This window comes from Nodularia spumigena CCY9414 (genome assembly GCF_000340565.2).
Lineage (GTDB): Bacteria > Cyanobacteriota > Cyanobacteriia > Cyanobacteriales > Nostocaceae > Nodularia > Nodularia spumigena.
In genome coordinates this window covers 2,561,832-2,574,585 of record NZ_CP007203.1, presented here as the reverse complement: position 1 = coordinate 2,574,585, position 12,754 = coordinate 2,561,832, and the positions used below count along the sequence as shown (strand labels likewise).

General features: G+C 42.6%; 14 protein-coding genes. 1 reads left to right on the top strand and 13 read right to left on the bottom strand.

Annotation, left to right across the window (positions count from 1 at the left end; all coding sequences use genetic code 11):
* Positions 1-76: 76 nt before the first annotated feature.
* From NSP_RS11455 to NSP_RS11410, 12 genes are all read right to left on the bottom strand, one after another.
* Complete coding sequence (locus tag NSP_RS11455) at positions 77-1,642, bottom strand: cation:proton antiporter (RefSeq protein ID WP_006196455.1); 1,566 nt, start codon at positions 1,640-1,642, stop codon at positions 77-79.
* A gap of 75 nt (positions 1,643-1,717) precedes the next feature.
* Positions 1,718-2,092 (bottom strand): hypothetical protein, encoded by a 375-nt coding sequence (locus NSP_RS11450; protein WP_006196453.1) that lies wholly within the window; start codon positions 2,090-2,092, stop codon positions 1,718-1,720.
* A 175-nt stretch (positions 2,093-2,267) separates the two neighbouring features.
* A complete protein-coding gene (locus NSP_RS27225) occupies positions 2,268-2,384 on the bottom strand; it encodes a hypothetical protein (RefSeq protein ID WP_269454130.1) in 117 nt (38 codons plus the stop codon).
* A gap of 164 nt (positions 2,385-2,548) precedes the next feature.
* Positions 2,549-2,863, bottom strand: coding sequence for a transposase family protein (locus tag NSP_RS27220; protein WP_144360535.1), 315 nt, complete (start codon positions 2,861-2,863; stop codon positions 2,549-2,551).
* Positions 2,770-3,165 (bottom strand): helix-turn-helix domain-containing protein, encoded by a 396-nt coding sequence (locus NSP_RS26540; RefSeq protein WP_006194781.1) that lies wholly within the window; start codon positions 3,163-3,165, stop codon positions 2,770-2,772. Before NSP_RS26540 ends, NSP_RS27220 begins: the two co-directional genes overlap by 94 nt.
* 71 nt (positions 3,166-3,236) lie before the next feature.
* Positions 3,237-4,007: an MBL fold metallo-hydrolase gene (locus tag NSP_RS11435; protein ID WP_006196712.1), complete on the bottom strand. Its 771-nt coding sequence runs from the start codon at positions 4,005-4,007 to the stop codon at positions 3,237-3,239.
* A gap of 3 nt (positions 4,008-4,010) precedes the next feature.
* Positions 4,011-4,610: an anthranilate synthase component II gene (locus NSP_RS11430; RefSeq protein WP_006196711.1), complete on the bottom strand. Its 600-nt coding sequence runs from the start codon at positions 4,608-4,610 to the stop codon at positions 4,011-4,013.
* Between the two features lie 156 nt (positions 4,611-4,766).
* On the bottom strand, positions 4,767-5,222 hold the full coding sequence (locus NSP_RS11425; RefSeq protein ID WP_006196710.1) for a diacylglycerol kinase family protein: 456 nt from the start codon (positions 5,220-5,222) through the stop codon (positions 4,767-4,769).
* Between the two features lie 129 nt (positions 5,223-5,351).
* Positions 5,352-5,879, bottom strand: coding sequence for an rRNA maturation RNase YbeY (gene ybeY / locus NSP_RS11420; RefSeq protein WP_006196709.1), 528 nt, complete (start codon positions 5,877-5,879; stop codon positions 5,352-5,354).
* A gap of 424 nt (positions 5,880-6,303) precedes the next feature.
* On the bottom strand, positions 6,304-6,456 hold the full coding sequence (locus NSP_RS24115) for a DUF3285 domain-containing protein (protein WP_006196708.1): 153 nt from the start codon (positions 6,454-6,456) through the stop codon (positions 6,304-6,306).
* 184 nt (positions 6,457-6,640) lie between these two features.
* Positions 6,641-7,763, bottom strand: a protein-coding gene (prfB, locus tag NSP_RS11415; protein ID WP_144360533.1) for a peptide chain release factor 2 whose coding sequence is annotated in 2 segments (ribosomal slippage) — positions 6,641-7,690 and positions 7,692-7,763 — 1,122 coding nt in all. Because the reading frame shifts where the segments join, the coding sequence is not laid out codon by codon here.
* 579 nt (positions 7,764-8,342) lie between these two features.
* Complete coding sequence (locus NSP_RS11410) at positions 8,343-9,023, bottom strand: Bax inhibitor-1/YccA family protein (protein ID WP_006196706.1); 681 nt, start codon at positions 9,021-9,023, stop codon at positions 8,343-8,345.
* 473 nt (positions 9,024-9,496) lie between these two features.
* Between NSP_RS11410 and NSP_RS11405 the strand changes: the two genes are divergently transcribed.
* Positions 9,497-10,282, top strand: coding sequence for an RNA polymerase sigma factor SigF (locus NSP_RS11405; RefSeq protein WP_006196705.1), 786 nt, complete (start codon positions 9,497-9,499; stop codon positions 10,280-10,282).
* Between the two features lie 124 nt (positions 10,283-10,406).
* Here NSP_RS11405 and bchD read toward each other — a convergent pair whose 3' ends face one another.
* Positions 10,407-12,449, bottom strand: coding sequence for a magnesium chelatase ATPase subunit D (gene bchD, locus NSP_RS11400; RefSeq protein ID WP_006196704.1), 2,043 nt, complete (start codon positions 12,447-12,449; stop codon positions 10,407-10,409).
* Positions 12,450-12,754: the final 305 nt, after the last annotated feature.

Below are 12,754 nucleotides of genomic sequence, written 5' to 3'. Positions count from 1 at the left end.
TTCAAGGGGGTTGGGGGAATTCTACGGCACGCTACGCGAACAAAACCTTAACCGAAAAATATTGGACATGATATAACTAATGACTATCCCCATGTTCCCAAACATCTTCGAGCATCGGGGCTAATTCCGTATTTAAGCGACCAGCCTTGACGAACTCTGCATAAGTATCCGCTTCAATAGCCAAAAGTTCCTCCCGAAACTGTTCAGTGATAAAGGTGCGAAGATTAGGATACTCAACCTGTAACTTATCAATTTTCGTTTGCAGATTTTCCATCTCCCCTTTAATCAGCGTCTCCTGATAACGGTAAAACTCCGGGTCAATACCTGGACGGTGGTCTTCTTGGAGATGCTGCAAAACACGTTCTAAAGCGACATGACGGGTAGCTAGTTCTGAATATCGATCACGTAGAGGTGCATCACCCAAAAGATTCAGCTTCTGTAACAAAGGTTTAATCGTCAATCCTTGGACAAGGAGAGTAAATAAAACTACTCCAAACACCGTCGCAATGATTGTTTCTCGCTCTGGTAGTCCTATAGGTACACTCAAAGCTAAGGCGATAGAAACAGAACCCCGTACCCCACCCCACCATAAAACGGTTTGTTCAGGTAAAGGGATTTGATGTTGCGTAATCACAGCACTCAAATTGCTGAGAAGATAAATAGCCACAGCCCGCATCAAAATCATGGCTGCTATTGTTATACCAATGATTTGCAGGTTTTCGCCCAAAACAGCAAAGCGAATTTGGTCACCAATCAACAAAAATACAATTGAGTTGACAAAGAACGCCAAAAAATCCCAAAATTCTGAAACAATCACCCTAGTACGGGGATTCATACCCACGCGAGAACCAAAGTTACCTAAAATTAACCCTGTGGTGACAACTCCAATTACACCCGAACCACCCAATTCTTCAATAACCAGGTAAGTACCGTAAGCCGAAACCAGAGTTAAAGACTGTTCCACCATCGGTAAATCAAAGCGCTGGGTCAGATAAGAAATACTAAAGCCAATTAATCCTCCCACTGCTACGCCAATACCAATAACCATCACCAGCTCGAACAAAATTGGCTGGACACCCAATTCAGCATTTCCCAAAGATAGCGCCACCATAAAACCAAAAGCCACCACCGCCATGCCATCATTAAACAAGCTTTCGCCTTCCATCATGGTGGTGAGACTTTTACCCACGCCCAATTCGCGGAATAAAGCAGTCACAGAAACCGGATCAGTTGCAGATAAACTCGCACCAATCAGCAAAGCTGTGGTTAAAGATATCCCCGCTAGTTGATTTAGACCAAATGCTATGCCTGTAATGGAAATTACTACCCCTAAAACTGCATAGAGGCAAATTGTCACCAAATTGCGCTTTAACTCTGCCCAGCGCAAATTCCAGGCAGCTTCAAACAACAACGGCGGTAAAAAGATGAACAAAATTAATTCTGGGGAAAGGGTGACAAGGCGGACATCAACAAAGGCCAAGCCTAAACCCACAATCACTAGGAGTAATGTATAAGGTATGTGGCGAAACCAACTAAATATCTGCGGTAAAGTCGCCACCCCTAAAGATACTGAAAGTACCAAAAGAAATTGCTTGAGATTAGTGGTGATAATTTCTTCACCAATTGCTGATTCTATGTTCATAAGTAAAATTTGGTATAGTTCTGCCTTGATAAATTTTCTTAATATAGCAAAGTCCCACTCCCTACTCCCCACTCCCTACTCCCCATAATTCTTTTGCATCAACTCCTTAACTTGAGCAACTACGAGGGGGTGTGTATCTTGTTGCAGTTTGGGTAGAAGTTCAACGAGGACGCGGTGTGAGACGACACTGAGATAGGCGATCGCAGCTTCGCGGACAAAGCCTGTAGGATGACGAAGGGCGACTAAAATTTCCTGAATGTTCAATCGAATGCGCCTCTCTTGAGCAAAGTGAAAACAGCAAGCGAAACACCAATCAGAAAGTAAGTGACTCAGTGTCAACATCCGGGTAAGGCGATCGCTCACTGACATTTGTTGATAGTTTCCTAAACCAGCGTCAATTAAATAATGCAGTTTTTCTTGGGGCGATCGCCTATCTAATATATTAGACATCTCCGAAAACTATCAAACCCTTGCAGTTACGATATTTTTGGTGAGCGATCGCTAACTGCAAATATCCTGAGATTCTACGGTAGAATAGGTGTTAGAAATGCGTGTTGTTGGTAATTAGCCAAAAGTAGGATCTCTTTGAGGTAATTTTATTATAAATAATTTCAAGTTTTTATAGTTACAAAATAAATGTGCCAATGCGTAATCTAACGAGTCCACAAATAGTCATAATTATCTGCTCGTATTTAGAGGAATTTAATCTAAATCTTTCTTGAGCTACTCTAAATATCTTCACTAAACGAATTAAATGTTCTACAAATATGCGCTCTGATGCCAGTTCTTTATTTTGTAATTTTTTGTTCAGAACTTAATTCTTTTTTTCTAGGTCTTTTTTTCAGGTTGTTTTAATTGATTTCTCTCCTTGGTAAGCTTTGTCACCGGWAAAATTTTTGTTTCTCTTCAAACCCTATTTTTATTTTCCCGAAATAAATTTATGTCACTTTTTCGTCCTGGCTCACCAGCTACTACATCAACAATATCTCTACCATTAGGCAGAACAATTAATTGACTTTTTCTAGTGTGCATTTTCTTCTTACCTGAGTAATATTTTTCCTGCTGTTGATACTCTGAAGGTCTTTCTATGGGCTGTTCATAGCTATCTACGATTAGTTCAAAGTCTGTTAAAACTTCTTTAACAATTTCATAGTCACTGGAGTTTTTTTTACCTGTTCTACTAAACTTGGTGGTAATAATTCTCCCAATAATGGCAACCAATAGTTAAACGTATCATTTGCAGTTGTTTCACTCACGCCAAATTGAATACCCAATAGTTGAAATGTGGTTAAATGTCGTAAATATGTTAGGGTGAGAATTATTTGCTCCGATGGTGATAATTTTGGTCTGCGACCACCTCCACCCAGAATAATTCTCACTTTTCTATCTTCAAGCAATTCTCGTTTATGATTGTGCAGTTTAATGGCTTTGTCTAAAAGTTCCTGCAACTGTTCATATTTCAGCCCTACTAAACGCTGTGCTTCCTGGGGATTATTTTGGATATAATCGAATATACTGCTCATAATGCTTTACTAAAAATAGCATTTTATACTCTTATACCATAATTTTATTCTTTTTCGGAGATGTCTATTAATTAAAACTTGTAAGTTAAAACCTGAATTTCACTATTTTCGGGAAGATTACTAGAACTAATGGTCATAGTATCAGAATTACCACGCCGTACTGTCATCCCTTCCATCAAATTTAGAAATTCATCCACTGGCGAAATATCACACGCAGTAGCAGCATCAGCAGCTTGTGTACGGTAGTGAGTGGGAATCACTAACCTAGGATTTAACACCCCAATCGCCAGCTTGGCTTCTTGGGCATTATACGCCTTATCACTGCCTCCCACTGGAATTAGCGCCACATCGGGACGACCCATGAGGATTCTTTGCTCAGTCGAAATAGGTGCAGCAGCGCCTCCTAAATGCAGGATATTAATTCCCCCTTGCTGCCACCTCCAAGCAGTATTTATCCCAAATTGCCTACCACCTCTGCGGTCATGGTCTATAGCAATTCCCTGTAACTTAATACCTTGAAACTCATAAGCACCAGGCGCATATACTAGCTTGGGGTTTCCCGGTAGTCCATCTACTGAACCTTCATCTAGTAATTGACTGCTAATCAGGACTAAATCTGCCTCAACCTTTGGTGGACGATAACCAGCTGTACAGCCAACCGCCTGAAAAGGATTAACCAGAATTCTCACCCCACCACCAGTAAATAAAAAGCAAGTATGACCCAACCACTGAACTGATAAACCGCTAGATTGTGCGTCAGCTTTCCGGTGGGAACCCAAATTAGTAACCAATGCTGTGACTAACCCCGCTCCAGCATAGCCCATCAACTGTCGTCGTTTCATTAATTACTCTCTTGACTGTAATTGTTCCAGAAAGTTGCGTAATAACTGCTTTCCTGAAGATGTTAAAACACTCTCTGGATGAAACTGGACACCCTGAATGTGAGGATAGTTCCGGTGTCGCACGCCCATAATGGTGCCATCTTCAACCCAAGCAGTGATTTCTAATTCTTCTGGGCAGGTGTCACGGTCAATGACTAGACTATGATATCTGGTTGCGACCATCGGATTTTCTAATCCCCGGAAAACACCTACCCCAGTGTGAGACACCTGAGAAGTTTTACCATGCATCAAATCTGTAGCCGCAACAATTTTACCACCAAATACTTGACCAATGCTTTGATGCCCTAAACACACACCCAAAATTGGTAAGTTGTTACCTAGCTGTTTAATTACATCTTGAGATATCCCGGCGTTTTCTGGACGACCAGGCCCAGGAGAAATAACTACAAGCTCAGGATTTAATGCTCGAATTTCCTCTACTGATATTTTGTCGTTGCGAAAAACTTTAATATCTGATGCCACAGGGAACTCTGATGCTAGTTCTCCTAAATACTGCACCAAATTATATGTAAAACTATCATAATTATCAATGACTATAATCACAGCCTATAACTCCTGGTTTCTATCACCCATACTATTTATAGTCATTAATTATCGAACATTACCAGGTATATAAACGAATGGCCAGCCTAAAGCCGACATCTACAAAGTTTGTCCAGTTCTCAAATATTATCAGACAGGGTGGGATAACAAGCAAACCTAGAAATTTGACATAATTAAAATCACTAGAGGCGGTAGCAAGAGCATACCCGCAACTAGTACAGCTACCAAGGCGGAAACAAGCACAGCACCAGCAGCACAATCTTTGGCGATTTTTGCCAACTCATGGTAGGTCTGCTTTACGGTTAGGTCTACAAGGGACTCTACTGCTGTATTCAGTAATTCCAATGCCAACACTAAACCACTGGTTATACCAATGATGGCAATTTCTACTGCTTGCAGATGCAAGAAAATGCTTAAGGCGATCGCCAAAGCACATACACTAAGGTGGATGCGAAAGTTGCGTTGAGTGTGAAAACTGTAGCTGATTCCAGCCCAGGCATATTTAAAGCTAATGAATAAATTAGACGCAACTTGCCAGGACAGTTCCCGTTCCTTCGTGACTAGCGTTGGGAGGCAATTTGGTGTTTGTGGAGGGGAAACTTGTGGAGACATAAGCCTAAAAATAGGATAATAGGGTAATTACAGAAGAATTTCACATATTTTCCGATTTTTTATCATGCAATCAATTTTGAGGGAATTTTCTACAGAAGTATTATAAACATTTACCGACATAAAGAATCTTTAATATTCTATGTCAATATCAATACTGATTTTTTTCAGTAATTCTACTTGCTGTTTTAACATTTGCATCAACTGCTCTTCATCTGGATGATCCCAACCCAACAGATGCAGTAACCCGTGAGCGGCTAACCAAGCTAACTCCGTTGGCAAACTATGGCCTTGTTGTTGAGCTTGACGTTCAGCCGTATTTACCGAAATCACAATATCACCTAAATACAAAGGCGCAACTAGCATTTCCGGAATTTGAGGAAAATCTACCTCCAAGGCCGCAAAAGATAGAACGTCTGTCGGTTTATCTTGATGACGATATTGAGCATTCAATGACTGAATTTCCGCGTCATCTGTCAAACGCAGCCCTATTTCATAACTTGGGGCTGGCGGAAGGTCAGAGTGTAGACTTTCCAACCAGCGATGAAACCAATCTGACCAAGTTTCCGCAGTCACTCGAATATCCTTATCCCCAAAATCCATAGCTGCTTTTGGGGACGATTCGTAAAATAAATCCTGCACATCTAGTTCAACTTGCACTAACTCTCAACTCTCCTCAAAGCTGTTGATTTTGGTTTGTTTTGAACCTCCCCACGTCTAAAGCCAGGGGATTCTTGCCCACCTGAAAAAGGCGACAACGGGACATTCAAGTATCCCTCTACTCACTCAAAGAGCTTTTGCTCTCATTCGCGCATACTTTCTGAGTCCTTCATATTTTAAAGATGAACGCTCCATATCCTGCCCTTATTTGCCCTTTAACTATTCCGAATCGAGTCGGATATGTCCGTTGCCGGGATTGCTCCGTACTAGGATATTTCAAGGCGCTGAAGGTTATTCCTACTTGTTTTCTCGCTAATCTATTTTAACACTGTGGCTAAAGCCACGCAATCGTTTGACGGAACTTAAAAGTTCTTACCGCCTTCTCCCCATGCCTAAAGTCAGGGGCTTGCGTCTCGTTTTTCGGTCAGTGAGTTAGGTAAGCAAGACCCACGAAGACAGCTAAAAGCCCGATAGCGGTGAGCGCAAAATGTTTCATGGAAGTGGCTCCCTTACGCACCATGTTTCGCATGGCCAGTTTCACATAGCTAGGTTTGGGTTCAGTTGGCGAGTTACTCATAATAATTTGATCACAAAACTCTCGTATCTATAAATGTAACAGTTTAGATAAGCTTCTATTGCCATTTTGGCTCTTCTGGGGAGAATAAGAAAGGAAGTTAAGCAGCCGGGAGTGCAAAGTAATTTCCCACTTCCCCCTGCTCCCTGCTCCCTGCTCCCTGCTCCCTGCCCCCCTGTTCCTTGGTTCAGACAGGAGTGCTTTCTACCAGCTGGCTTTCTTGCCGCAGATAGGCTTGAATAAACGAATCGAGGTCGCCATCCATGACATCAGATATCGCAGTTGTTTCGACATTTGTACGCAAATCCTTGACCATTTGGTAAGGGTGAAACACATAGTTACGAATTTGGTTTCCCCAAGAAGCTTCCACCATATCACCTCTAATTTCGGCGACTTCTTGGGCCTTTTGCTCTCTGGCAATAACTAGCAGTTTAGCCTTAAGGCGGGCGAGGGCTTTATCTTTATTTTGCAGCTGAGAGCGTTCTTCTGTACAACGCACTGCAATGCCAGTGGGTAGGTGAACAATTCGCACTGCTGTTTCTACTTTGTTGACATTCTGCCCACCTTTACCACCAGCCCTGGATGTAGTAATTTCCAAATCCTTTTCGGGAATTTCCAGTTGCACTGAGTGGTCTAACTGCGGCATAATTTCCACACCAGCAAAACTGGTTTGCCGCTTACCGTTAGCATTAAAGGGTGAAATGCGTACTAAGCGATGTGTGCCTGTTTCCGAGCGTAGATAACCATAAGCGTAGCGACCAGTAATTTCCAGGGTGGCTGATTTAATCCCGGCTTCATCACCCTCTGATTCTTCGGCTAAACTGACTTTGTAGCCGTGGTCTTCTGCCCAACGGGTATACATCCGCATCAGCATAAACGCCCAGTCTTGGGCATCTGTACCACCAGCACCAGCATTAATTGTCAACACTGCCCCTTCAGCATCATAGGGGCCAGAAAGTAACTGTTGTAATTCCCACTGGTCGAGTTCACGATTCAGCTTGGTGACTGTAGATTCTGCCTCTTGCAATAGTGCTTCGTCGGTTTCTAACTCCAATAGCTCAACAACTGCTTTGGTATCTTCCAGATTAGAACGCCACTGCTCATATTGCTGGAGGTGGGCTTTGAGGTCGTTAAGTTCTTGCAGCGTTTGTTGGGCTTGAGTTTGGTCGTTCCAAAGTTCTGGCTGTGCTGCTATTTGTTCTAAATCTTGAATTTTGGCAGTAAGTGCAGGTATGTCAAAGATAGTCCTGGGCTTTACCCAGACGACCGGACAATATTTCGATTTCGCGTTTGAGTTCTAATACTTCCATAGTGCTTTGCTAAAGAAGGTCAATTAACTATTGTAGTATAAAATTGCCATTTTTTTATCTAGCCACAGAAAACCGTGGTTACTGTTTATGAACCACGGTGGACAATTAATTATTAATTTTGATGGTTTTGAGGACGCTTAAGCTGTTTGTCATTTAGCTGGCTTCATGAGGACGGGCAAGATGCCCATCCCACAAGATATTCAGTCAATCTGATCGAGCAAAGTAGATGAGTTTTGGCTTAATCACGACCATTTAGGGCAATTAGTAACCGCAAGATAAATACAAACAGATTGACGTAGGTGAGCAAGTCCTAAGTTGACAATTTCATAGACAAAACTATACTTATATTCACAAAAATCAATATATATTTTAGGAAAAAATCAACTACTTGATATATAATACGGTGATATCAAGTATTGAATTGAGACTATTGCCGACGCGAAAACCAAGCAATGATGGTGGTAGTCTTTTTCAGAAACTTAATTGGAACACAATCGCGTCTGGCTAAGGCGTGAAAGTCTACTGAGGGATAACTGCTCCCATGCTCCCGTTGAAGTAGAAAGTAAAGTCTAGTTTTGTCTAGGTTTTATATAGCAGGTACATCGACAAAGCAGCAGGTAGATATTGGTCATCCCGATAAGTACGGGGCAAGATGTAGAAATCAACCACAGATACCCCAACAAACAGGAAAACCCCTAAACCTGAAATACCGATTTCTAACCAACTGGGGGTGTAAACACCAAACATGGCAAATACAAATTGAGTCAGACAGACAACAACCAAGGCAATTACACCGAGGCTGATTGTTTTTGTCAAAGCCATGCCATCTTTTTCGGAGAGGTTGGAACCAATTTGACGCGCGACGATAAAGGTAACGCCACAACCGAGGGCAGCTAAACCAATGCCTTGAATGCCAACGCCTTGGGTTTGCAAGGCAAGGAATACTAAGCCACTGAGGGTGTATCCAGATAAGAGACTGTAGGTTGCTAGTAGAGGTAGTGCTAAACCCTTGTTACCTTTTTCGGCAACATTTCTGGCAACAAAGAATAGAATTAATTCCACAATCATTGCACCAATGAAGGTGGGAAAGAAAATACCGGGGTTGGTACGGATAACGCCCAAACCGCCGTAGGTTCCCAAGGCGGTTAGCACAAGACCACCACCTACAAAGGGCAGGGCATTGGCAATTACATTTGGGCCAATGAGAGCTTGAGTTTTAGCCTCACGAATTGCGTCACGAAAGTTGCTGGTATTACTCATAAGCCGATTTTTTGATATGGATATCCGGTTTAATTCCATTTTTACCAATTTTTGCAATTAACAGCTAAGTGGACGCTGAAAAATGTTGGGGTTCAGGAGGAATAATCATTGCTGCCCCCCTATCGCCCCCATTTCTGAGTGCCACTTAGTATCAGAATGTGTTTTCCTTGAATATAAATACGGCTATTGAGTCAGGTAGGCATTTCTCAGCATAAATAGCTAGCTTCTGTGGATAAAACTCAACATTTTTTGGTAATAAATTCTTCTTTGAAGAAATAAAATAACTATCAAGAGATAAAAAACCATAAATATGCGTATAAATACTGATGACGCTAGTAGAAGTTTTTGTAATTTCAGTAAAACGACGATGGTTTATTCAGCCTTGACTAAGGAAAATAATGAGAGATTTGAAGGCAATATACTCAACTCCATTTTTTTTTGAGAAACAGGAGTTATAAAAAAGGAATTTTTATATGGCAACTGGTGAATCCTCTATGCGAACTGATGGTATGGAGTTATTGCACTCATACCACCAAAATCCCTCTATTAAACTTCGTAATCAACTCGTACAGTTACATACTGGCTTAGTCAGAAAGATAGCTCATAAATTCAGCCATCAATGTCATGAACCTTATGAAGATTTAGAACAAATCGGTTATTTTGGTTTAATTAGGGCTATTGAACGCTTCGACCCTAGCCAAGGATATGCTTTTAGTTCCTTTGCAGTGCCATACATTCGAGGTGAGATGTTGCACTTTTTGCGCGATCGCAGTAGTCTATTAAAAATCCCCCGTCGTTGGCAAGAACTGTACAACGATGGGCAAAAAGTTCGCAAAGAATTAGCAGTTTCTTTGGGTCGTTCTCCCAGAGATGCGGAAATTGCACAGAAACTGCAAGTCTCTGTACACGAATGGCAAGAAACTAAGTTAGCAGCTCAAAATCGGATGCCTTTGAGTTTAGATGCTACCGCAGCCCATTATGTTGATTGCCAAATCACACTAGGTGAGGCGCTTCCTTGTCCTCGTTCTATTGCTCTTCAGCAGCAAGATGAAGAACGGCAACAACTCCAAGGGGCAATTAATATGTTAGAAGACAAGCCCCGAATGGCAGTGGAAATGGTGTTTTTAAAGGAACTTTCTCGCAAGGATGCGGCGAAAAATATTGGCACCAGTCCGATGACAGTCACGCGATATTTGCAAAAAGGCATTCAGGATCTAATTTGCTATTTACAACCACAAACAGTACCCACAGGGTCTTAGGGAGTGCTGGGGCAAAAGTCAAAAGTCAAAAGTCAAAAGTCAAAAAATGACTAATGACTAATGACTAATGACTAATGACCAATGACTAATGACTAATGACTAATGACTAATGACTAATGACTAACTATCGTGATTTTAAATCAGCGATCGCACCTTTGGTCATAGCAGCAATGGTTTTATCACTGGCTTTGGGCAAATGATAATACTTACCTGCGGCTGTTTGCGATAACTCTTTCGCAAAACCCGTAGACACAAATTTACTCTCAGTATCAATTACCAATAATTGCATTCCCAAGGCTCGAATTCTCGCCGCAATTTCTAACAATTCAGCTTTAATATCTGGTTTTTCGCCTGGTTCTAACGGTTCACCCAAAGAACGCGCCAAGGGAATATTACCCCGTCCATCCGTGATAGCCACAATTACAACTTGTCCAATATCACCACTCATTTGGGCATTTACACCCACACGGACTGCTTGAGTTAAACCATGTGCTAGAGGCGAACCACCGCCACAAGGTAGCCTTTCTAAACGGTTACGGGCTAAGGCTATGGAACGTGTTGGAGGTAATAAAACTTCTGCTTGTTCTCCTCGGAAGGGAATTAACGCCACTTGGTCACGATTTTGATAAGCTTCCGTTAAAAGCTGCATCACAGCACCTTTAGCTGACTGCATTCGGTTAAGAGCCATTGAACCAGAAGCATCCACTACAAATACTACCAAGGCTCCAGCTTTGCGTACCAAGCGCTTAGAACGGATATCGCCTTGCTCCACAATCACCTTTTTATTGGGCTGTCTTTCCCTTCTGGCTTTTTGATAGGGAGCAGCCGCCCTCAGAGTCGCATCTACTGCTATGCGGCGGACTTTGCCTTTGGGTAACATGGGCTTAATGTAGCGTCCCCGGTCATCAGAGAAAATAATGCTGCGATTACCGGATTTGCCTTGTCGCTTCGCCATTTGGGCAAAGTAAAGCACGCTTTCATCCATAATTACCCCTTCAGGGTCAAAAATAAATTCCTCTGGGATGTCGGGGGGTTGTTGTTCGTCTTGTTCGTCTTGTTCGGGTTCTTCCTTTTCTTCTTCGTCGTCGTCTTCTTGTTCTTGCTGGTCTTCTTCGTCTTGGTTTTGAGGTGGTGGTGGTGGGGGTGGTGGTGGTTGGTCTGGTGGTGGAGTCTGGACGATTGTGGAACGTGGTACAATCACGAATTCCACAGCCCGGCGTAAATCTTCGGCGTTGACGGTGGTTCGTCCTTCCAAAGCCGCCGCAGCTTTAGCCACACGCACGGCGAAGAGTTCGGCGCGATGTCCTTGGACTCCACCCCGAATGGCTTCATCGACTAAATAGGTAATTTGTTCTTGGGTGATGGTGACTTCTTTCAACCATTCCCGCGCTAGGATAATTTGGGTTTTGAGCGAGTCTAAGTCTTCTTCGTATTGTTGGAGAAATACTTGGGGAGATTTAGAATAAGCGATCGCCTGCTCTACAGCTGATACTCTTTGATCTAAGCCCAGTACACCGTCAGCAGAAAGAGAAATGGCAATTCTATCGAGTAAATGCTCCCGTAATGCGCCTTCTTCGGGGTTATAAGTGGCTATAAATAAAGATTTGCAAGGATGCTGAAAACTAATGCCTTCCCGTTCAATCTGGTTGCGTCCCTCAGATAATACTGTTAAAAGCTGATTCGAGATTTGGTCATCTAATAAATTCAATTCATCCACATACAGCACGCCTCGGTTAGCTGAAGCGAGTAACCCAGGCTGAAAAATAGTATCACCTTGCTGGACTGATTTTTCTACATCCACAGAACCCAGGAGTCTATCTTCTGTGACTCCTAAAGGAATCTGGATGAAGGGTGCGGGAATAATTTGGGTGGGGACATCTTGAATATCTTTGTCTCCATACTCGGCGAACAGATAATCATCCCAGTCTTCTGGGTGGTTGGGCTCGCAGTTACTGATTGAACCTTGAACAACTTCGATGGGTGGTAGTAAGGCGTGGATAGCACGAGCCATGACTGATTTTGCCGTACCGCGACGACCTGCGATCGCTACTCCTCCTAAACCGGGATCGACTGCTGCTAACAGCAAGGCTATTTTTATGGCTTCTTGTCCGACTACAGCTGTCAAGGGGAAGGCTGTGATTGTGGGGTTAATAGTGGGCGCGGGCATGGTTGGCACAATAGCGAGTCTCGGTTTTTAGCATAGCAATTTTTGGTACATGAAGTTAAGAGTTTTTTTCACGCAGAGGCGCAGAGACGCAGAGGAAAGGAGTTTACATTGTTTTTTGGGTCATTTTTTTCATTCCGTGGAATGTCTCTACAAGGGTTCTGGAAAACGCATATTTAAATTTGGTTGATGTCTAAAAGGCGGCTACCAATTCCGGCTCCGCCTTTTCACATCTGTATTATTGAGGAGTTATTCACGTCAGCTTTGAGTGGGGAATTACCAGTTACTATTTAACTCCTCATGTCATG